Source organism: Sorangium sp. KYC3313 (assembly GCF_052075895.1).
Classification (GTDB): Bacteria; Myxococcota_A; Polyangia; order Polyangiales; family Polyangiaceae; genus Sorangium; species Sorangium cellulosum_B.
Window position 1 is genome coordinate 9,418,339 of the sequence record NZ_CP197255.1, and the last position, 19,882, is coordinate 9,438,220.

Sequence of the window (19,882 nt, forward strand, 5' to 3'; positions counted from 1 at the left end):
GACACGATGAAGCACATCCTGTTGGTGGAGGACAACGAGGATATCCAGCTCTCGCTCCGCGATGCGCTGGAGGAAGACGGTGCTTACAGCGTCATGACGGCTGGAAACGGAGCGGAGGCGCTCGCGCTGCTCGAGCGCGGCGAGCGGCCGAATATGATGCTCGTCGACCTGTTGATGCCCGTCATGGACGGTGTGGAGTTGATCGACCGGATGCGGCGCGACGCGCGGTTCGCGGGCATCCCGGTCGTCGTCCTGTCGGCCGCGTCGATCACGTCCCCGCCGCCCGGAACACCGTTGCTCAGGAAGCCGATCCGCTACGAGGCCCTCCTTGGAGCGGTCCAGAAGGCGTGCGGGTGCTGAGAGCGGTGCGCTCGCGCACAGAGGACGCTACTTGCCGGCGGGCGCGTAGGGGCAGGAAGCGCCGCCTTCTCCGGTCTCGGCGAGGGCGCCCGTCGAAGGATCGATGGTGAGCGTGGTCGGGAACGGGTGAGCGCCCGGCCCCTGCGACCCTTCGGAGACCGAGAGCAGGAGCGTCCTGTCGGCGCGCTTGAACGCCCCCTTGCGATGGACGATGCCCGACCAGACGCACACCACGCTCGGCGGGCAGGGAGAGACGCGATCCTCGGCGACGAAGCTGCCGTCTTTCGCGAGGGAGAGCCGGCGCTCGTACTTGCGCGGACCGCACGCGGCGGAGCTCCACGTGCCGAACAGCGCTTCCTCGCCGGGCGCGGTGGTCGCGGTCCGCGCCGTCGTAGCCGGCGCTTGCGTCGTCGCGGTGACCGTGGCCGAAGCCTGCGGCGCGGGCGCGCCCGGCGCCGCGGTGGACAGCGGCTCCGGGGGCTCCACGGGTGATGACGGCTCGGGCGCCGGCTCGCGCGGACCGTTGCCGCTGCACGCAGCGAGCGGCGCCAGCAGCGCGGCGAGGGGGAGGATGAACGTTCGCATCACGCCCGCTCATCCCATGGCCGCGCAACGCGCGCAACGCGTGCACCGCCAGAGGCAGAGGCCGCGGCGATGCGCCCGTCCCGCGAGCGACGACACGGCGGGGAGCGCCGCGCGGAAGGCCGCGCTCGATGTGCGCTACCCCAGCAGCGCGAGCAGATCCTCCCGCGTCAGCGAGGCCGCCCTGTCCGCCTCGCCCAGCGCGGCGCCCGCGATCGCGCGCTTCCGCTCCTGCAGCGCGAGGATCCCCTCCTCCACCGTGTCCTTGGCGACGAGCCGGTGGACCATCACCGGCCGGTGCTGTCCGATGCGGTGGGCCCGATCGGCCGCCTGATCTTCGACCGCCGGGTTCCACCAGGGATCGAGCAGGAAGACGTGATCCGCCGCGGTCAGGTTCAGGCCGGTGCCGCCCGCCTTGAGCGAGATGAGCATCACCGGCGGGCCGCCCGGCGACTGGAACTCGTTGACCACCCCGGCGCGGTCGCGCGTCCCGCCGTCGAGGCGGCTCCACGGGATCCCCGCCGCGCCGAGGTGCGGCTCGACCAGGTCGAGCAGCGAGGTCCACTGCGAGAACACGAGCGCCTTGTGGCCGTCCGCGACGCACTCCTCGAGCGCCTCGATCAGCCGCGTCACCTTGGAGGAGGGCGTGCTCCGCGCCGCCGGCGCCGCGCCGCCGGCGCTCGATCCCGGGATCAGCGCCGGATGGCAGGCCGCCTGGCGCAGGCGGAGCAGCGCCTCCAGCGCCGCCATGACGCTCGCCCCCTCCGCGAGCTTCTCCACGACATCCTTGCGGGTGGCCGCGCGCACCGCATCGTAGAGCTCGCGCTCTGCCTCCTCGAGCTCGCAGTAGAGCACCATCTCCGATCGCGGCGGCAGCTCCGGCGCCACCTCGCCCTTCAGCCGCCGCAGCACGAAGGGGCGGATCTTCTGCCGCAGCTCGGCCGCGGCGCCCTGCACGCCCTCGGCGATCGGCCGGCCGTAGCGCTCCTGGAAGGCGCTCCGCCCGCCGAGCAGGCCGCGGTTCGTGAAGTGGAGCAGGCTCCAGAGCTCCTCGAGCCGGTTCTCGACCGGCGTGCCGCTCAGCGCCACGCGCAGCTCGGCGCGGAGCGCGAACGCCGCCCGCGCCGCCTGGCTGTCGGGGTTCTTGATCGCCTGCGCCTCGTCGAGCACCACGGCCTCCCAGGCCTGCGCCGCGAGCAGCTCGGCGTCGTTGCGGAGCACGGCGTACGTCGTCAGCGTGACGTTGGCCGCTGGATCGAGCGCGCGCCGCGTGCCGTGGTAGATCGCGAACCGGAGGCCCGGGCGGAAGCGCCGGATCTCGTCGGCCCAGTTGTGGACGACGCTGCGCGGGCACACGACGAGCGTCCGCCCGCGCAGCGCGCAGAGCGTCTGCAGCGTCTTGCCGAGCCCCATGTCGTCGGCGAGCACCGCGCCGAGGCCGGCGTCGCGCAGGAACGACAGCCAGTCGACGCCCCGTCGCTGGTAGGGGCGCAGCGTCGCGGTCAGGTCGGAGGGCAGCGGCGCCTCCGGGAGCGACGCGAAGCCGTCGAGCAGCGGCATGAGCTTGTCGAAGCCCGACGGGCGCGGGTACTCGATCTCGTCGCACAGCGCGGCCAGCGCCGGGAGCGCCGCGGGCGGCACCTCCTTGTCTTCGCGCCGCGCCGCGAGCAGATCGGCGACGCGCGCGCCGTACCTGTCGAGCCACGCCGAGGGCAGCGGCGCCCACCCGCCGCCGAGGAGCGGCACGAGCGGCAGGCCGTCCTGCCACGCGCGGATCACGGCCGTCGCGTCCGCGCGCTTCGGGGGCGCGCCGGCGCCGTCGCCCTCGTCGTCGTCGCGCCCCGCCGAGAGCTCGAACTCGACGTCGAAGGCCCGGTCCTCGATGACGAAGCGCGGCACGAGCGCGGCCTTGCCGAAGATCTCGCCGCGCGCGTCGGCGAAGGCGCGGGCGTCCCACGACTCGAGGCGCGAGGCGAAGCGGATCGCCTCGACGCCGTCGAAGTCGACCCGGCGGCCCGGGATGAGGTGGAGCTCGTCGCGCAGCCGGATCAGCAACATGCGCTCCGCGGGCTCGTCGCGGACGGGCACGGCGCCGGACAGGTGCACGAGCCGGCCGTTCTCGATGCGCGCCTCCGGCGGGTCGCCGTACACGAGGCTGGGCACGACGGAGAGCGTGTGCTCCTTCTGGCTGAGCTCCAGGAGGATCCGCGGCCGGGACGCGCCGCCCGCGCGCGGCAGGCGCTGGCTCTGGATCGTGACCGGGACGCGCTTGGTCAGCTCCGGCAGGACGTCGGTCACCAGCTTGCCGAGGTCCCCCCGCGGGAACACCCGCCGGAGCGGCAGCCGCTCGAGCTTCGGCCCCGTGAGGTCCATCTCCCGGAGCAGGTGCAGCGTGCCGCCGCACCGCACGACCCCCGACGCGATCACCTCGTCGACGCGCGGGTCCCGCTCCACGATGAGCGCCGCGCCATCGTCGTGATCGCGCACCGCCGCGCGGGGGCCGATCGCCTCGCTGGAGACGCGCACGGGCGCGCCGTCGAGCTCCACGTCCGCGACGCCCGCCAGCGCCGCGAAGAGCTCGGGCTGGCGATCCGAGGGGAAGTAGCCGTGCTGCTTCGTGCCCACGAGGCGGTCGACCGCCAGGTCCTCGTGCGTCGGGTAGAGCTCGGGCAGCCTCGGCCCCGGCCGCTCCGGGCTCGCTGGAGCCCGCACGGCGCGGCCGGCGAGGCTGGCGAGCGAGACCCGGAGCGGCTCCTCGGCGCCGCTCGCGTGCACGATCATCCGCTCGAGCGCGAGCACGAGCCCCTTGCGCCGGAGCCGGTACCGCAGCCGCGCCGGCGGCGCAGCCGCGGCGGTCGCGCCGCCCTGCGCCGCTGGCTGCCCCTGCGCCGCTGGCTGGCTCTGCGCGGCCGGCTGGCCTTGCGCGGCGGGTTGCGAGAGCGACAGCGTCGCCGCGACAGCGTGCGCGCAGGGGTCGATTTTTCCACCGCAGTCGCACGTCCACTCGGCGTCCGCTGGGTAGAGGGTGACGGTGGGTGCAACGGGCTGCCCGGCCGCCTTGATGCGGACCACGATGACATCGCCGCGATCCTCCCGTCCGAACGCAGCGCCCTCACGGGCGAGCTTGACGCCCTGGGACCAGAGGCCCGGAAGACAGGCTTTCCTGATGGCTTCGAGAAGACCCTGCACTGAGACTCCAGACACTGGCGGCTGGCCGCGGTAGCTCGCGCGCTCTCCCGGGACCAGCGCCACTTCTTGGGATGTTCACAGAAAGACGAAGATGACGGAAAGAGGTTCAGGCGTCTTCTTCCTCTTCTTCCGCTGCCTCGTCTTCCAGATTCCGGGAGCTTGCCCGGCATGAGCGGGGCGCTGCTGTAGCAGGTATCCGCGCGGCATCACGCCGCGAGCTTCACCGGCGCGTCAGGTGCTCGCGGTAGCGCGTCGTGAGCTCCATCCAGCGCAGCGTGAGGATCGGCTCGCGCTCGAGCCGATCCTGCCAGCTGCGATCGACGGCCTTCCACAGGTCGCGGTCGGCGATGCCGTGGCGCAGGAGCGCCTGGTCGAACGACGAGGCCGCTCCGATCGACGACTCGGCGCAGAGGACCGCGTACTGCTGAAGGCTGAGCGAGGGCAGCGCGCCCCGCGCGCCCGGAAGGTCGCTCCGCGAGGCGGGCGCGGGGGCCGCACCGCTCGGCGTCGCCTGCGCCGACGCGGCCGGCCCGGCGCCGCTCGCGTCGAGCTCGCCGGGAGATCGCCGGAGGGTGACCCCCGACCGCGCGTTGCCGCCATCGAGCTCCAGCGGCTCGGCCTCCGGCGGGAGCTTGATAGAGGGCAGCGGCAGGGCCCGCGGCACCTCGACGGCCTCGCCCTCCGAGGGGGGGCGATCTCCGCTCGACATGGGGACGATCACGGACTGCGGCGGCGAGGCCGCGCGCCGCGGCGGCGCGGAGGAGGCGCTCCCCCGGCCGCCTCGCCGTGCGCCGGCGCGCTCGCCGTCGGGCGCCGCGAACGACAGCACCGGACCGGCGTCGGTGATCTCCATCTGCAGGATGATCTCACCCGTCCTTCCGCGGACGACGAGCCGATCGCCCGCCGACGTCACCTTCATCTCGTAGCGCCGCCCGGAGGAGAGCGAGACGGTCGCCGCGGGGACCGGCGCGCCGCTCGCCGCCCCCTGCGAGCCCGTCTCTTCTTCCTGAGGACGGAGCCCGGCCTGATGCAGCCCGCGCTCGCTGTCGGGTGGATCCCCACTCATCAGGATCGGAGCTTAACGCAGCAAGCGCACGCCCCGCGAGCGCTTTCGACGCGTTCGACGCTCGCACCGACCCCCTCCGACGCGGTGCGCTCGGTCGCCCTGGCCCGTGCCTGAGCGCCGCGGCCTGCGCTCGGTCACGCAGGATTGCGCAGGATTGCGCAGGATTGCGCAGGGTTGCGCAGGAGCGCGCTCGGTCACCCAGGAGTTGGGTCGAGGGTGCGCTCCGACACCGAGCGCTTACGTGGCCCAGCGTGTCTTCATTTCACGAGGTGCCTCGCTGCGCTCGAGCCCGGGCTGCGCTGACAAAAATCGCCGCGGTTGGCGTTCTCTTGGAATTCCCCGGCGCTGATCGCAATGCGTCGAGAGGGGTCATTCCTGGCGTAGCCCGGTCCATCTTCGCTTGAAACGGGCGCGTCTGTAGTAAAGCGGGCGGCGAGCTCTTCCCGACAGGAGGTCTATGAAGACTACCTCTCTCGCGCTTGCGCTGCTGTTCACCGCGTGCCTCCCAGGCTGCTTCTACACCAGAGAGACTATCGAAACATGCGACACCGAGTGTGAGAACGTGCCCAACCAGGAGGCGTGTCTAGCGGAATGCGGGACATGCGTGGATCAATGTTATAGCGAGCCCTACGGGCCCGACCGTTGGGATTGCATAGCGGAATGTCGGATGTGCGCGAAAGTGTGCAGAAACCAGCCCGACCGCGACGCGTGCATCTCGGCATGCGACGACACGTGCAGCGGCGACCAGTGTGTCGAGCCGGCTCCGGAGGGCTTCCATGGCCCGACGCTGCTCTGGGTCGGCAGAACGGTGGACGAGCCGCGCTGCCCCGACAGCGCCCCGAACAGGGTGTACAGGGGGAACGAGACCGCTGACTTCCCCTTCGCGTGCAGCCCATGTCGGTGCGGCGAGCCAGCCTGCGCCTTGCCCGACGATCTCAGGACGGCCGCCTCGCTGAAGTGCGGTGGCTCGCCGGTCTCGGTGCATGAGCCCCGGGACATGCTGAACGGCACCTGCGTGGTGCCGAACGACGCCCTCGTGAACGATCATCAATCGCTCGTCCTCGGCGAGACCCGAGTGACGCCCTGCGAAGCCAGCATCGAGCCCCCCCCGGTGCCACAGTTCAGCTTGCGGTGGTATCGCTCCGGCCTGGCGTGCGAAGGCCCCCCCAAGGAACGCACGTGCGCCTCTCCGTCGACGACGTGCGAGTCGCCCGATCAGGAACGGGGCTTCGCTCGGTGCCTCATGTACCTCGGCGAGGGCGAGGTGACCTGCCCGGAAGATTACCCGGAGGACGTCGTCCTTTACGACGGCATGAGGGACGAACGCCACTGCACGCCGTGTGAGTGCGGTCCTCCGACAGGCAGCGAGTGTTCCCTGGCGCTCCTTTCCTTCCGGGACGGCGCGTGCGGCGAGCTGATCACCGCCGGCACCGCTTCGAGCCATGCCCCGGGCTGCGTCGCCGCCGTGCCCGGGAAAACGCCCAAGAGCATGATGGCTATCTGGCAGGTCAACCAGCCCGGAAGCTGCGAGCCGAGCGGCGGAGAGCTGCGAGGCGAGATCGTCCTCACCGGTCCGAGCACGTTTTGCTGCCAAACACGTCCAGGCGAGAACGGGTGACGGTCACGCGCCGCGAAGGCGGCGCAGCGCCGCCCGAGCCACACGATTCGGGCTTCTCCTGAACCACGGTCGGGGTCGACCAGAACCAGCGATGTCAGGCAAAGGCGCCAAGTAGATGGATCCGTGGGCATGACGGAAAAATCTCTCGATAGGGAGAAATTGACGAGACAAAAGGCAATGCGACCCGCGCGCTCGGGAGCGCACACAAAAGCCTTTACGGGCGCTCCAAAGTCAGTATCTACAGGATCACGACGTGGGAGCGGCGACGTCGAGCCGGCCTCCGTCACGCGGCAGAGGTGCACTGTCCTACGGGCGCCGGAGACGTTGAAGAGGGGGGCCACATGGCGGGGTGTTGCGGCCGGACGGGAGACAGCGGCGTGCATCGGGTCGAGATGTCCATTCCGCTCCGTACCGCACCGATCCCGCCCTAGCCGGGACGCCGATGCGACGCGCCGGTTGTGCCGCCGTGTTCGTTGTCCTGATGGCGACGACCCCGGTGCACGCGGATACGCCTCGGTCTGAATCGGGACGGGAGACTCAGGAGGACGACCACATGTTCCGCGGCGAGATCTCCGCGTCACCGCTGCTCGCGGTGGGCCTCCTGCCCGCGCTCGGCGGAGGGGCGTCTTTCGCCACGGCGTTCCGCTGGCCCAGCCTGTCGATCGGCGTCGAGGCGCGGATGTTCACCTCCCTGGCGGACACCTTCGCGGACGGCGTCCTTGTCCATGCGAGCCTGGCGATGCCGACGCTCGACATCTGCGGTCATCGCGGGGTCCTGTCGGTGTGCGCCGTCTTCGACGCCGGCGAGCTGCAGATCACGAGCGACCCCGGCGTCAGCATTCAAGCGCGCCAGCCATGGGTCAGCTCGGTCGGCCTTCGGGTCGCGGGCGACTGGCGCTTCTCCGAGCAGCTGTTCCTGCGCGGGTTCGCCGAGCTGCACACGAACCACAGCCGTCCGTCCCTCTGGGTGAACAACAGAGAGGTATGGCGGGTCCCTCCGCTCTCCGGCGTGGTCGGCGTGGGGCTCGTGCTCCCCGTGGATGCCTTCTGAGCGAGGCACCCTGGCCGCTCTCTGGACGGGAATGCGGCCGATGACACCTGGCCTGAACGAGCGATCACCACGCCGCGATGAGCACCATGTCAGCAGCATCAGCAAGAGACACCGGGGCTGCCGCGGCAGCGCAGGGCCGACCCAGCTCCGCGCGTCGGCGCTCCCTGGCCGGGCCTCGGGCGGGCGGAACCAGCGTCCGGGCGCCGTTATGGCTCGTCGCTGCGGCCGCGGCCCTGCTGTCGCCCTGGCGCGCCGGCGCCGCGCCGCCCCGCGCCGCAGTGCAGCTCGAGTACCGTCGCGCGCCGGGGGCCGAGCGCTGCCCGGGCGAGGCGCTCCTGCGCGAGGAGCTTGCCAGGCAGCTCGGCTATGACCCGGTGGAGCCCGAGGCGGCCGCGCAGGCCAAAGCCCTTGTCTTCCGCGGTCCAGGGAGGGAGATACACGCCACCATGGATCTCTACGACGCGGATGGATCCATCGCATGGTCTCGGCACCTGGTCGTCTATCACGACGACTGCAAAGAGCTTGTCATGAACATGGCGCTCTCGCTCCGGATCGCGCTCGATCCGAGCCTCCACGTGCCCCCCGCCCCGCCCCCACCGCCGCCCTCCCCTGCCCCGCCCCCGCCCGACGCCGCTGCCGCCGCGCCCGCGCGGCGGGCGTGGCCCGACGTCAGGGTCGGCCTTGCGGGGTCCGCGGTGTTCGGAACCCTGCAGGAGACGACCGCCGGGACGGCGCTCCACGTCGCGCTCCGCTATCCATCCTTCACCCTCGGCATCGAAGGCCACGTTCAATTGCCGGTCACGATTCAGCTCGACGAGGCGACGAGCTTCTCGACATGGCTCGCGGCGGCGAACGTGATGCCGTGTTCGCAGCGCCGTCACCTCTTCGCTTGTGCCGTCGCGTCGGTCGGGGTCGTGACCACCTCCAGCGCCGACGCCAGGATCATCGACACCTCGTCGCTCTGGCTCGCCGCAGGGCCGCGCGCAGGCGTCGAGATACCGATCTCCGATCGGCTCGCCATCCAGTTCTACGGCGACATCGTGCTGCGCCTCACGCAGTTCCGCGTCGAGAGCCAGGAAGGCGTGCTCTGGACCCCGCCCGCCTACGGCGGGCTCGTGGGCCTCCGTCTGGACGTGAATCTCGATCCGCGGAGCGAGGCGCCCGCGCGTCGCGCTGCCCTCCCTCGGGGTGCCGAGGCAGCGCATTGACAAGCTTCGCGACGACGCCGTCGCCACGCTCGAGGGGGGAACAGAGATGGGGACACAGTCACGCAAAAACACATCCGCAGAGCCTTCCCACGCCCGCATGGCGGAGATCGCCGACGAGCACTTCTCGTTCATCGCCCGCTACCTCGCCCGCCTCGGGGTTCGCGCGCAGGACATCGAGGACGTCGCCCAGGAGGTCCTCGCCGGCGCCTACCGTGCGCTGCCGCGGTTCGATCCCAGCCGGGGCACCGTGCGGTCGTGGCTCATGGGCATCGCGACCCACCAGGCGTCGAACCATTTCCGACGGGCCCACCGCCGCCACGAGCGCCTCCGGCCGTTCGACGATCTCGCGGCGCTGCCTGACGTCACCCCCGACTCCGAGCAGCGCGCCATCGCGAGGGACCGGCGCTGCGTGCTCGACAAGCTGCTCCAGGAGATGCCCATGGAGCGCCGCTGCGTGTTCGTCGCCCATGAGCTCGAGGAGATCGACATGGCCGAGATCGCCCAGCAGCTGTCGATCCCCCTGAGCACCGCGTGGAGCCGTCACCGGCTCGCCTGGGTCGACATCGAGGCGGCGATGCGTCGCTGGCAGGCGCGGCAGCGCGGCCGCGGGCTCGCGCTCATCCCCTTCAGCGCCGGCGCGCTCGTCCAGGAGGCGCGCACGGGGGGCGAGGGCGCGCCCACGTTGTTCACGAGGCTGTACCGCAGCGTCCGCGGGGTGTTCTCTCCGTGGCCGTGGAAGCTCCCGATCGAGGGCGGCGCGCCTACGCGGGCAGGCTCGCTCCATGTCGCAGCGAGCATCGCAGTCCCGCTGGCGAGCGCCGCCGCCGTCATCGCGATCACGCTCGGCGCGCTGCGCGCCGCCTCGACGCCGGCCGCCGTCGGAACGCGCGCCGCGACCGGGCTCGCCATGGCGGTCATCCGGACGCCGCCGCCCCCACCCGCGCTGCCGCCGCCGTCCCCGACCGCGCCATCGCTGCCTTCCCTGGCCGCGCTGCCGCCGTCCCCGGCCGCGCTGCCGCCGCCGCTCGGCGCAGCTGCAGCGGCGGACGCTCCGCAGGGCGGCCGGATCGCGGCCGCCGGGAGCCCGCGAGCGACCAGCGCGGCGCTGCCCGCGCAGAAGGCCGCGCCCCGTCCGTCGGGCGGAGCGACCTTGCCCTCCGCGGCGCCGCCTGGGACGTCGAACGATCAGGAGATCGCCGCGGAGCGCACCCTCATCGACGGCGCGATCACGGCGTTTTCGCGCGGTCGTTATGCGGAGGCGAAGCGCCGCCTGATCGAACACCGGATGAGGTTCCCCGCTGGCCGCCTCGCCGCGGAGAGGAACGCGGCGCTGCGCGCGCTCCGCGCGAGGACGACAGCCGCCGGGCCCAGCCCGCTGCTCTAGAGCGACGGTCACCCGCGCAGCAGACGCTCCCTCCCACCGCCGCCGACTACTGCTCTCCCGCGCAGGAGACGCTCCCTCCCACCGCCGCCGACTACTGCTCTCCCGCGCAGGAGACGCTCCCTCCCACCGCCGCCGACTACTGCTCTCCCGTCCGCGGCGCCTGGGGGTGATGCGCTGGGGATCGCGCGCGCACAGAAGATCATTCTTCAGAGCCGATGGCTTTTTTTTGAGATGGGAGATCAGCTCCTCCTAATTAAGCGAGCATGGGACAACCGCATCGCACTCTCGCACCGTCGATGCCGCTGGATAGACAGCGGGCCTTCGTCCGGCTCTTTCGGGGGAAGACCTACGACTCCGTATGGAATTGGCTTAGGCGGCTCGGGGTCCCACGCCGTGATCGGCGAGACATTCTCCAGGATGTGTTCCTCGCCGGATACCAGAGCTTCCCATCCTACGACCCGCTCCGCGCGCGACCGGAGCGGTGGCTCAACAGGATCACCGTCCACGTGGCCGCCCACTACCGCGACCGCGCGCACCACCGGCGCGAAGAGCTGTCCTCCGGCCACGCCCCGCGCCGCGTCGCCGACGAGCGTCCGAACGCCGAGGAGCAGATCGACGCAGAGCAGACGCGCTCCCTCATCCTCTCGCGGCTCAGGTCGCTGCAGGCCGAGGAGCAGCAGATCCTCATCGCGCACGACATCGAAGGCGTGCCGATGGCGACGGTCGCCGCACAACACGGGATCCCGCTGTCGACGGCGTACAAGTGGCGCACGCGCGCGCTCGCGTCCCTGCGCGCGCTGCTCGAGGAGCCCCGCGCAGAGCGCAGGCAGCAACGACCGCCGCGGCCGACCGCGACCGACGTCACCGAGGCGGCGCGCCCGGCGAGCGCCACACGCTCGGTGCCCCCGCCACGCCGGACGGCGCTGGCAGAGCGACCCGTCCGCTCGACCCCAGCGGGCACCGAGCGGCCGGCGGCGCCCTGCCGCACGCAGCCGAAGGGCGCCCTGTTCCTGCGGCGACCGGGCGCGGAGCGGCCGGGGGAGCGGCCGCACGCGCCAGCGCGCAGTTGACCGGCGGAGGCGGCCAGCGCTCGCGCGAACGCCAGCGTGGGCCCGGATCCGACGGCCCCATGACCCGATGGCCCGCCCGCGCCTGCGAGACAAATCTTCACGCCGATCGCAGGCCGTACGGGATGTACGGGGCGCCGTACAGCGACCAGAAAGCGCCTCCGGCCCACGCGCGGGTAGTCGGGGCGTATGTCGTCGCGCTATGCTGGAGCCTCAACGATGTACTACTCGACCGACGACCTTCGTATTGCAGGGCTCAGGCCCTTGATCCCCCCCGCGATCCTTATCGAAGAGATCCCCGTCAGCCCCGCGGCCTCCGAGACCGTGGCCTTCACGCGCAAGGCCGCCGAGCGCGTGATCTCGGGCGACGACGACCGGATCATCGTGGTGGTGGGCCCCTGCTCCATCCACGACCCCAAGGCCGCCCTGGAGTACGCCGCGCAGCTCCGGGAGGCGCGCGACCGGCTGAGCGACGATCTGGTCGTGATCATGCGCGTGTACTTCGAGAAGCCGCGCACCACGGTCGGCTGGAAGGGGCTGATCAACGATCCCAACCTCGACGGCAGCTTCTCGATCAACAAGGGGCTCCGCGTCGCCCGCGGGCTGCTCCGCGACATCGCCGAGCTCGGGCTCGCGAGCGCGACCGAGTTCCTGGACACGATCTCGCCGCAGTTCATCGCCGATTTCATCTCCTGGGGCGCGATCGGCGCGCGCACGACCGAGAGCCAGATTCACCGCGAGCTCGCCTCCGGGCTCTCGTGCCCCGTGGGCTTCAAGAACAGCACCGAGGGCGACGTCCAGATCGCGGTCGACGCCGTGCGGGCCGCGCGCGAGGCGCACCATTTCCTCTCCGTGACGAAGCAGGGGATCTCGGCGATCGTGGCGACGCGCGGCAACGCGTCGTGTCACGTGATCCTGCGCGGCTCGCAGCGCGGGCCCAACTACGCGGCCGAGCACGTCCGCGAGGCGGCCGACCGCCTGACCAAGGCGGGCCTGCCGCGCCGGCTGATGGTCGACTGCAGCCACGGCAACAGCCAGAAGGATCCGGCGCGCCAGAGGATCGTGGCCGAGAGCCTGGCCGACCAGCTGCGCTCGGGCTCGCGGGACATCCTCGGCGTGATGATCGAGAGCCACCTCGTGGGAGGCCGGCAGGATCTCGCGCCGGGCAAGCCCCCCACCTACGGCCAGAGCATCACCGACGCCTGCCTCGGCTGGAACGACACCGTTCCGGTGCTCGAGCTGCTCGCGCAGGCGGTGCGGGACCGGCGAGCCAGCAAGGCGGCGTGAGCCCTCCGCGCGGCGCCTGCGGCCGCGCGTGACGGCGCGGCGGCCGCCGCGCCCGGCGACGCGCGTGGCGGATCCCTCCAGAAAATTTCATCATGAGCGCAATTCGTGGCCCGCGGCACGCTGCAGCCACGGCTGCCTGGGTTTCGTGCGCCGCGGGCCTGGCGCCGCTGCCGTCCGGGCGAGCGACACGCTATGCCTGCACCTGGGAACGCCGCGGAGGGCGCCGCCATTCTCTCGGAAATCCTCATCATCCTGGCCCTCGTGCTCGTGAACGGCGTCTTCTCGGGCGCCGAGATCGCGATCGTCACGGTCCGCAAGACGCGGCTCGACCAGCTCGTCCAGTCGGGGAGCCGCCGGGCATGGGCGGTGAAGCGCCTCCGGGGCAACCCGGAGCGCTTCCTCGCCACCGTGCAGATCGGCATCACCGTCGTCGGCGCGACCGCGAGCGCCTTCGGCGGGTCGACCCTCGCGAAGGACCTCGCGCCGGTCCTCCGCGCGGTACCGTGGGTCGGGGACGCCGCGGACGAGCTCGCGTTCGCCGCGGTGGTCGCGCTCGTCTCCTTCCTGTCGCTCGTCCTCGGCGAGCTCGTCCCGAAGTCGCTCGCGCTCCGCGCCTCCGAGCGGTACGCGATGCTCGCCGGCCCGCCGCTCCGCGGGCTCTCGTCGCTCGCCCGCCCGCTCGTCTGGCTGCTCACCGCCAGCTCCAACCTGGTGCTGAGGCTCTTCGGCGACCGCACGAACTTCGTCGAGGCGCGCCTCTCCCCCGAGGAGATCCAGCAGATCGTCGACGAGGCCGCCGAGGCGGGCTCGGTCGACAAGCGCGCCGGCGAGATCGCGTCCCGCGCCATCGATTTCGCCTGGCTCACCGCGCTCCAGGTGATGCTCCCCCGCGGCCGCGTCGTGGCGCTCCCGCGCGACGCGGCCGCCCCGGAGGTGCAGCGCGCCGTGCTGGAGCACGGCCACACGCGGATGCCGGTCTACGAGGGGTCGAACGACAACGTGATCGGCTACGTCACGATGCCGGAGGTGCTCGCGCTCCTGTGGGGCGACGGGCAGTTCTCGCTGGAGAGCATCCTGCGCCCGGCGTACTTCGTGGTCGGGTCGATGCCGGCCGTCGAGCTCCTCGCCGAGCTGAAGCGGCGCCGGCTCCAGCTCGCCGTCGTCGTGGACGAGCAGGGCGGCATGATCGGCATCGTCACGATGGAGGACCTCGTCGAGGAGCTCGTCGGCGAGATCTTCGCCGAGAACGAGGCGCACCCGCCCCACGCAGAGACGATCCGGCGCGAGCCGGACGGGTCGGCGCTCGTGCCCGGCGACATGCCGGTCCACGAGGTCAGCCGGCAGCTCGCGATCGCGCTGCCGGACGACGTCCGCTGGTCGACGGTCGCGGGGCTCTGCCTGGGGCTCGCCCGGCGCATCCCCGCGCCCGGCGACGTCGTGACGACCCCGGACGGGGCGGAGCTCCACATCGTCGACGCGAGCCCGCGGCAGATCCGCACGGTGCGGGTCCGCATCCCGCCCGCGCATGCGAGCGAGCCCGAGGACGAGGAGCAGCGCGGCGAGGGCTGAACCGGCGCGGCGCGTCGGGACGCAGGGACGGGCGCGCCCGGGGCCTCCGCTGGAACTGGTCGACCACCACGTAGCGCCGGGCGACGAGGCCGAAGACGACGGCCGCGATCAGGAGGAGCGCCGCGAAGAAGAGGTATTGAAGCGCGCGGTGAACACGTTGAACGCGGCGACGCCGGCGGTGATCAGGTTGCCCGTGTTCGCCGTGCCGGCCGAGCGCCGTGAGGTGGACGCCGCGCACAGGTGGCAATTGGCCTTCGCCACGTGCTCGTGGATCAACATGGTGTTGACCACGAGGAACGTTGAATATGTTCTTCCTCCCGTAAAAGCTGAGACGTTCGCACCCCTCGTTCCCGACAATGTACTTGATCTGAGCGGGAATTCGGTTGGTGCTCGGAGCGGTCGGGGCCATGGCGAGGCCCTCGCGCGCGCCATCCAGGCATAGACGGCCTCCCGCGCCAGCGCAATCCGCGCTGCCTCCCTCCCCTGCGGAGAGGCCGGCGCGGGCTGGCGGCCTGGCCGCGCGCGGGGCGCCCTGGCCGCGCGCGGGGCGCCCGAGCAGCGCACCCTGTGGTCAAGGTGTACGACGGTGGCAAAACGGCGCGCCGACGCCGCCGACGCCGCCGACGAACTACGCGCGGGATTCAGGCTGCAAGCATTGACATCCTGCAAGGCCATCGTCGTATCCTCCCGGTAGCTCCGCGTTACGACCCCCGTCGTCGGCGACTCTGCCGAGGGAAGGTTCATGGAAAAGCTCAAATCGCGCTTCAGGCTCGCGCCGACGTATACCCTGCTCTGGCTCGCTGCGGCGGCGCTCGCCTCCGTGGCATCGTGTTCGGACGGCGGCCCCAGCACGAGCGCGTGCGTCGCGCCGGAGACGGAGTGCGACGGCATCTGTATCAACACGGGCACGAGCACGAGCCACTGCGGCGCGTGCGGCGTGGCGTGCGGCAGCGATCAGGCCTGCCGCGACGGCGAGTGCGTGGCCGTGGCCGCGTGCGACGACGGCCTCGCGTCGTGCGGCGACAGCTGCGTCGACACCCAGAGCGACGAGGCGAACTGCGGCCGCTGTAACAACGCCTGCGAGGAGGGGCAGACCTGCGAGGCCGGCGCGTGCCAGGACCAGGGGGGCTGCCCCGCGGGGCGCACCGACTGCGGCGGCACGTGCGTCGACGTCACGTCCGATCCGGGCAACTGCGGCGAGTGCGGCGCCGCGTGCACGGACGGCCAGACCTGCGAGGCCGGCGAGTGCCAGGACGGCGAGTGCTCGGCGGGGCTCACCGACTGCGACGGCGCCTGCATCGACCTCCAGAACGACGCCGGGCATTGCGGCGCGTGCGGCACCGCGTGCACGGACGACCAGACGTGCGTCGCCGGCGAATGCCAGGACGGCTGCGGCTCCGGGCTCACGGCCTGCAACGGCGTCGATGTCTGCGTCGACCTCCAGACCAACGCCGATCATTGCGGCGAGTGCGGCGCCGCGTGCAACGACTCGCAGGTCTGCCAGGCCGGGGCGTGCGCGTGCACGGTGAGCCCGGGCCACGATCTCGGCAGCGCCGTGCCGCAGATCGTGAACGGCACGACCGCGGGCCTGCCGAACACGTATTCCCCGACGTGCTCCGCCACGAGCTCGAGCGAGCGCATCTACTCGTTCACCGCCGCGACCGCGGGCGTCTACTCGTTCGACAGCACGAACTCCGGCTACAGCGTCGTCCTCGCCCTCCTCGACGCGACGGGGTGCTCCGAGATCGCGTGCAGCGCCGACCCGAGCGCGATCATCACGGCCGACCTGGCCATGGGCCAGACCGTCTACATCGTGGTCGACGGCGCGGAGGGCGAGGCGGGCACCTTCGAGCTGAGCGTGACGCGGGCGAGCGCGCCGAGCTGCCCGGCGGGCACCCTCGCCTCGTCGGTGCCGCAGACGATCACCGGCAGCACGCTCGGCCGGCCCAACAGCGTGCGGCCGACCGTGACAGAGGCCTGCCGCCAATCGAACAGCCCCGACGCGGGATACGCGTTCACGGCGCCGGTCGCCGGCGACTACACGTTCGATACGTTCGGATCGGCGTTCGACACGATGCTCCACGTGCACGACGCGACCTGCGGGGGGCCTCAGCTCGCGTGCAACGACGACACGAGGGTCGATCAGTCGGAGGTCACGGTGACGCTCGCGGCGGGTCAGACCGTCGTGATCGTGGTGGACGGCTCGCTCGACACCAGCGACGGCGCGTTCACGCTCAACCTGAAGCGGGCCGTCCCGCCGCCTGTATGCGACGGCTCGGGCACCTGCGGCGACGGCGGCTCGGGGTGCACCCGGTGCGCGCTCGATACCAGCTGCGCCGACGAGCTCTCGGCGTGCACGGCAAGCCTCCTGTGCTTGGAGTACGTGAGCTGCATCCGTACGTGCGACACGGCCGGCTGCCAGGAGGCCTGCAGGACGGCAGACCCTGCCAGCGCGGACCTCTACGACGCGATGCTCCGGTGCGTCTACTGCGACGTGTGCCGGAACGATTGCAGCGGCGCGTCGGAGGTCGAGTGTCGCTGAGCGTGCGGGTGAGATAGAAGCGCTGCGTCGCCCGTGTTACGAACGGGATGATGCAGCGCATCCTCCACGGCCACTTCTGGACGGTCGCTCCCTGGCTCAAGCATCAGATTCGCGCCCCGCGGCTCGCTCCGTCTTCCCCCTTCTCGGTCCACGTCGATGAGACGCCTGCCGGGCCCGTCCGGTTGCTCGGCAGGATCCGCCATCGAGAAGACGCGGGCTCGATCCTCGTCATCGTCCACGGGCTCGGCGGTACGAGCGAGAGTTATTATGTGGTCGAGGCCGCCCTGATGGCCGAGCGCGCCGGGCTCGCCTGCCTGCGCATCAACCTGCGCGGCGCCGGGGGCGACGGAGACGACATCTACCACGCTGGCCTGTTCTCCGATCTCCACGCCGCCATCACCTCCCCCGAGCTCGGCCGGTACGAGCGCGTGCTCGTCCTCGGCTACTCGCTGGGCGGGCATATCGCCCTCCGTTATGCGGCGTCGGGCTCGCTCGACGGGCGCGTCCACGCCGTGGCGGCCGTCTGCCCGCCGCTCGACCTGGAGCGAGCCGTGGCCGCCATCGATCAGCCCGAGCGGTGGGTTTACCGCAGGCACGTGATGGCCGGGCTGAAGGAGATGTACACAGCCGTCGCCTCGCGCCGCGCCGTGCCCGTGCCCCTCGACGAGGCGCTCGCCATTCGCACGATCCGCGAATGGGACCGGCGCATCATGACGCGACGCTTCGGCTACCAGAGCGCGGAGGCCTACTATGCGAGCGAGAGCGCCGCCCCGCGCCTCGGCGACATCGCCGTCCCGTCGCTGATCGTCGCGGCGGAGGCCGACCCGATGGTGCCGCTCGACACGGTGCGGCCGGCGATCGAGGCCCACCCGCGCTCGCCGCTGCTCGACGTGCAGTGGCTCCGGCGCGGCGGCCACGTGGGCTTCCCGCGGACGCTGAGCCTCGGGTTCGGGGCGGCGCCGGGCCTCGAGTCCCAGGTCATCCACTGGCTCACCAGGAATTGACCCGCGGGCGCAGGCCCGGCCGTGCCCGCGGCGCTCTGGCTCGGGCTCCCCGGGGCATCGGGGCGCGATCCGATCACCGCGCGGCCGCGGCGCGGCGGCGTCACCCGCGCGGCGCGGCGGGCGTCAGCGCATAGACGTCGACGTCCACGCCCGGGCTATAGAGCACGTGCGGCGCCCCCGCCGGGGCGGGCAGGCCGGCCGCGGCGACGACGCTCTCCTCGACGTGGGTCACCTCGGCCCGGTGGAGCGGATAGGGCGCGTGGTGCACCTGCCCGATCTTGAGCGCGCCGCCGCTCGCGGCGAACAGCAGGTAACGCTCGGCCAGGAAGTGCTCGAAGGTCCCCGGCGCCGCGGCGCCGCCGTCGATCGCCGCGCCGACGCGATAGCGCGCCTCGAAGCGCGCAGGCACGGGGCCCGGCCAGCGCCGCTCGCTGCGGTAACGGACCTCCCCGTCCCTCGAGTCGAGATCCATCGAGGCGTGGTGATAGGGCAAGTGCCAGCCGACCCGGGCCGCGACGACCGCGATGGCCTTGGCCGCGTCCAGGCTGAAGAACCAGACGCCCGGCGCTCGCCCCTCGTGGTGAACGTAGGTGCGGACGTTGAGCTCGTGGAAGTTCGAGATCCCGGGCACGCTCGGCGACCACCAGGGGCTGACGTCGCGCATGGTGAAGGCGACGACGCCGACGTAGGCCCTGCCCTCGAAGGTGTCGAGCTCGAGCGCGGGCGGCACGACGGCGCGCAGCGCGGCGATCGGCGTCTCCCAGTGCAGGAAGAGCAGCTCTCTCCAGCGCTGGAAGCCCGCCGGGCGGCCAGGGGGGCGGAGCGTGGGGGCGATTCGATCCACGACGACCTCATCCTAGGACGGCGCGGTCAGAAGATCTCCTCTCGCGGCCGGCAATGACATGGGGATATCCTGCGCGCGGGCCGAACGGGCACGGAGCGGAGGCAGGATGAAGAAGCTCATCAATGCGCCGGACGATCTCGTCGATGAGGCGCTCGAGGGGATGGCGCTCGCGCACGCCGAGCTCCTCCGGGTGAACGCCGCGCCGCGCTTCGTCACGCGCGCGGAGGCGAAGGGCAAGGGCAAGGTCGCGCTCCTCTCCGGCGGCGGCAGCGGGCACGAGCCGCTGCACGCCGGGTTCGTCGGGCGCGGCATGCTCGACGCCGCCTGCCCCGGCGCCGTGTTCACGAGCCCGACGCCCGACCAGATCTTCGAAGCGACGCGGGCAGTCGACGGCGACGCCGGCGTGCTCCACATCATCAAGAACTACACCGGCGACGTGATGAACTTCGAGATGGCCGCCGAGCTCGCGGGCGAGGCGGGAATCCCGGTGGAGGGCGTGCTCGTGAACGACGATGTGGCGGTCGAGGACAGCCTGTACACTGCCGGACGGCGCGGCGTGGGGACGACCGTCCTCGTCGAGAAGATCTGCGGCGGCGCCGCCGAGGCGGGCCGCCCGCTCGAGGAGGTGGCGGCGCTCGGCCGGCGGGTCAACGCGCGCGGCCGCAGCATGGGGGTCGCGCTCTCCGCCTGCACGGTGCCGCACGCCGGCAAGCCGTCGTTCGAGCTCGGCCCGGGCGAGATGGAGGTCGGCATCGGCATCCACGGCGAGCCCGGCCGGCGGCGGGCCAGGCTGGAGCCGGCCGACCGGGTGGCCGAGCTCCTGATGCAGCCGATCCTCGACGACCTGCCGTTCGAGCCGGGCGACGACGTGCTGCTGTTCGTCAACGGCATGGGCGGGACGCCGCTCCTCGAGCTCTACGTCGTGTACCGCAAGGCGCGCGCGATCGCGCAGGGCCGCGGCCTCAAGGTCGCGCGCAGCCTCGTGGGGTCGTACATCACGTCGCTCGAGATGGCCGGCGCGTCGGTGACCCTGCTCAAGCTCGACGACGAGATGCTCCGGTGGTGGGACGCGCCGGTGCACACGCCGGCGCTGCGCTGGGGGACCTGAGCC

General features: G+C 72.0%; 16 protein-coding genes. 11 read left to right on the top strand and 5 right to left on the bottom strand.

Annotation, left to right across the window (positions count from 1 at the left end; translation table 11 throughout):
- Nucleotides 1–6: 6 nt before the first annotated feature.
- Complete coding sequence (locus ACSRUE_RS35625; protein ID WP_441287472.1) at nucleotides 7–360, top strand: response regulator; 354 nt, start codon at nucleotides 7–9, stop codon at nucleotides 358–360.
- Nucleotides 361–387: 27 nt separating this feature from the next.
- Here ACSRUE_RS35625 and ACSRUE_RS35630 read toward each other — a convergent pair whose 3' ends face one another.
- From ACSRUE_RS35630 to ACSRUE_RS35640, 3 genes are all read right to left on the bottom strand, one after another.
- The gene (locus ACSRUE_RS35630) at nucleotides 388–945 is read right to left on the bottom strand and encodes a hypothetical protein (RefSeq protein ID WP_437768650.1); all 558 of its coding nucleotides are present in this window, start codon (nucleotides 943–945) and stop codon (nucleotides 388–390) included.
- 135 nt (nucleotides 946–1,080) lie between these two features.
- Nucleotides 1,081–4,131 carry an SNF2-related protein gene (locus tag ACSRUE_RS35635; protein WP_441287473.1) on the bottom strand — a complete coding sequence of 1,017 codons (3,051 nt, stop codon included), beginning with the start codon at nucleotides 4,129–4,131 and terminating at the stop codon, nucleotides 1,081–1,083.
- A gap of 220 nt (nucleotides 4,132–4,351) precedes the next feature.
- Nucleotides 4,352–5,197: a hypothetical protein gene (locus ACSRUE_RS35640; RefSeq protein ID WP_441287474.1), complete on the bottom strand. Its 846-nt coding sequence runs from the start codon at nucleotides 5,195–5,197 to the stop codon at nucleotides 4,352–4,354.
- Nucleotides 5,198–5,864: 667 nt separating this feature from the next.
- Between ACSRUE_RS35640 and ACSRUE_RS35645 the strand changes: the two genes are divergently transcribed.
- The 7 genes from ACSRUE_RS35645 to ACSRUE_RS35675 all read left to right on the top strand — a co-directional run bounded on the left by ACSRUE_RS35645 (nucleotide 5,865) and on the right by ACSRUE_RS35675 (nucleotide 14,381).
- Nucleotides 5,865–6,815 carry a hypothetical protein gene (locus ACSRUE_RS35645; protein WP_441287475.1) on the top strand — a complete coding sequence of 317 codons (951 nt, stop codon included), beginning with the start codon at nucleotides 5,865–5,867 and terminating at the stop codon, nucleotides 6,813–6,815.
- A gap of 553 nt (nucleotides 6,816–7,368) precedes the next feature.
- Nucleotides 7,369–7,866 (top strand): hypothetical protein, encoded by a 498-nt coding sequence (locus ACSRUE_RS35650; RefSeq protein ID WP_437768654.1) that lies wholly within the window; start codon nucleotides 7,369–7,371, stop codon nucleotides 7,864–7,866.
- A gap of 86 nt (nucleotides 7,867–7,952) precedes the next feature.
- Nucleotides 7,953–9,074 carry a hypothetical protein gene (locus tag ACSRUE_RS35655; protein WP_441287476.1) on the top strand — a complete coding sequence of 374 codons (1,122 nt, stop codon included), beginning with the start codon at nucleotides 7,953–7,955 and terminating at the stop codon, nucleotides 9,072–9,074.
- Nucleotides 9,075–9,171: 97 nt separating this feature from the next.
- Nucleotides 9,172–10,458 (top strand): RNA polymerase sigma factor, encoded by a 1,287-nt coding sequence (locus tag ACSRUE_RS35660; protein ID WP_441287477.1) that lies wholly within the window; start codon nucleotides 9,172–9,174, stop codon nucleotides 10,456–10,458.
- A 296-nt stretch (nucleotides 10,459–10,754) separates the two neighbouring features.
- Nucleotides 10,755–11,528 (top strand): RNA polymerase sigma factor, encoded by a 774-nt coding sequence (locus ACSRUE_RS35665; protein ID WP_441287478.1) that lies wholly within the window; start codon nucleotides 10,755–10,757, stop codon nucleotides 11,526–11,528.
- Nucleotides 11,529–11,744: 216 nt separating this feature from the next.
- Nucleotides 11,745–12,812, top strand: a complete 1,068-nt coding sequence (locus ACSRUE_RS35670) for a 3-deoxy-7-phosphoheptulonate synthase (protein WP_441287479.1) — start codon at nucleotides 11,745–11,747, stop codon at nucleotides 12,810–12,812.
- 192 nt (nucleotides 12,813–13,004) lie between these two features.
- Nucleotides 13,005–14,381, top strand: a complete 1,377-nt coding sequence (locus tag ACSRUE_RS35675; protein ID WP_441287480.1) for a hemolysin family protein — start codon at nucleotides 13,005–13,007, stop codon at nucleotides 14,379–14,381.
- Nucleotides 14,382–14,489: 108 nt separating this feature from the next.
- On the opposite strand, the gene ACSRUE_RS35680 is transcribed toward ACSRUE_RS35675, so the two are convergent.
- Entirely contained in the window at nucleotides 14,490–14,672 is a 183-nt protein-coding gene (locus ACSRUE_RS35680) for a hypothetical protein (protein WP_441287481.1), read from the bottom strand.
- A gap of 451 nt (nucleotides 14,673–15,123) precedes the next feature.
- On the opposite strand from ACSRUE_RS35680, the gene ACSRUE_RS35685 reads away from it, so the two are divergent.
- Complete coding sequence (locus tag ACSRUE_RS35685; protein WP_441287482.1) at nucleotides 15,124–16,923, top strand: MXAN_6577-like cysteine-rich protein; 1,800 nt, start codon at nucleotides 15,124–15,126, stop codon at nucleotides 16,921–16,923.
- Nucleotides 16,924–16,970: 47 nt separating this feature from the next.
- On the top strand, nucleotides 16,971–17,927 hold the full coding sequence (locus tag ACSRUE_RS35690; protein ID WP_441287483.1) for a YheT family hydrolase: 957 nt from the start codon (nucleotides 16,971–16,973) through the stop codon (nucleotides 17,925–17,927).
- Nucleotides 17,928–18,027: 100 nt separating this feature from the next.
- Here the strand turns inward: ACSRUE_RS35690 and ACSRUE_RS35695 are convergent, their stop codons facing one another.
- On the bottom strand, nucleotides 18,028–18,771 hold the full coding sequence (locus tag ACSRUE_RS35695; RefSeq protein WP_437745941.1) for a YqjF family protein: 744 nt from the start codon (nucleotides 18,769–18,771) through the stop codon (nucleotides 18,028–18,030).
- Between the two features lie 106 nt (nucleotides 18,772–18,877).
- On the opposite strand from ACSRUE_RS35695, the gene dhaK reads away from it, so the two are divergent.
- Complete coding sequence (dhaK, locus tag ACSRUE_RS35700) at nucleotides 18,878–19,879, top strand: dihydroxyacetone kinase subunit DhaK (protein WP_441287484.1); 1,002 nt, start codon at nucleotides 18,878–18,880, stop codon at nucleotides 19,877–19,879.
- Nucleotides 19,880–19,882 lie beyond the last annotated feature (3 nt).

Excerpts from the sequence above, each read along its gene's own strand:
- ACSRUE_RS35690 (WP_441287483.1), top strand. The coding sequence starts at position 16,971 with ATGATGCAGCGCATCCTCCACGGCCACTTCTGGACGGTCGCTCCCTGG.
- ACSRUE_RS35670 (WP_441287479.1), top strand. The coding sequence starts at position 11,745 with ATGTACTACTCGACCGACGACCTTCGTATTGCAGGGCTCAGGCCCTTG.
- ACSRUE_RS35660 (WP_441287477.1), top strand. The coding sequence starts at position 9,172 with ATGGCGGAGATCGCCGACGAGCACTTCTCGTTCATCGCCCGCTACCTC.
- ACSRUE_RS35685 (WP_441287482.1), top strand. The coding sequence starts at position 15,124 with ATGGAAAAGCTCAAATCGCGCTTCAGGCTCGCGCCGACGTATACCCTG.
- ACSRUE_RS35655 (WP_441287476.1), top strand. The coding sequence starts at position 7,953 with ATGTCAGCAGCATCAGCAAGAGACACCGGGGCTGCCGCGGCAGCGCAG.
- ACSRUE_RS35630 (WP_437768650.1), bottom strand. The coding sequence starts at position 945 with ATGCGAACGTTCATCCTCCCCCTCGCCGCGCTGCTGGCGCCGCTCGCT.
- ACSRUE_RS35625 (WP_441287472.1), top strand. The coding sequence starts at position 7 with ATGAAGCACATCCTGTTGGTGGAGGACAACGAGGATATCCAGCTCTCG.
- ACSRUE_RS35650 (WP_437768654.1), top strand. The coding sequence starts at position 7,369 with ATGTTCCGCGGCGAGATCTCCGCGTCACCGCTGCTCGCGGTGGGCCTC.
- ACSRUE_RS35675 (WP_441287480.1), top strand. The coding sequence starts at position 13,005 with ATGCCTGCACCTGGGAACGCCGCGGAGGGCGCCGCCATTCTCTCGGAA.
- dhaK (WP_441287484.1), top strand. The coding sequence starts at position 18,878 with ATGAAGAAGCTCATCAATGCGCCGGACGATCTCGTCGATGAGGCGCTC.
- ACSRUE_RS35640 (WP_441287474.1), bottom strand. The coding sequence starts at position 5,197 with ATGAGTGGGGATCCACCCGACAGCGAGCGCGGGCTGCATCAGGCCGGG.
- ACSRUE_RS35645 (WP_441287475.1), top strand. The coding sequence starts at position 5,865 with ATGTGCGCGAAAGTGTGCAGAAACCAGCCCGACCGCGACGCGTGCATC.
- ACSRUE_RS35665 (WP_441287478.1), top strand. The coding sequence starts at position 10,755 with ATGCCGCTGGATAGACAGCGGGCCTTCGTCCGGCTCTTTCGGGGGAAG.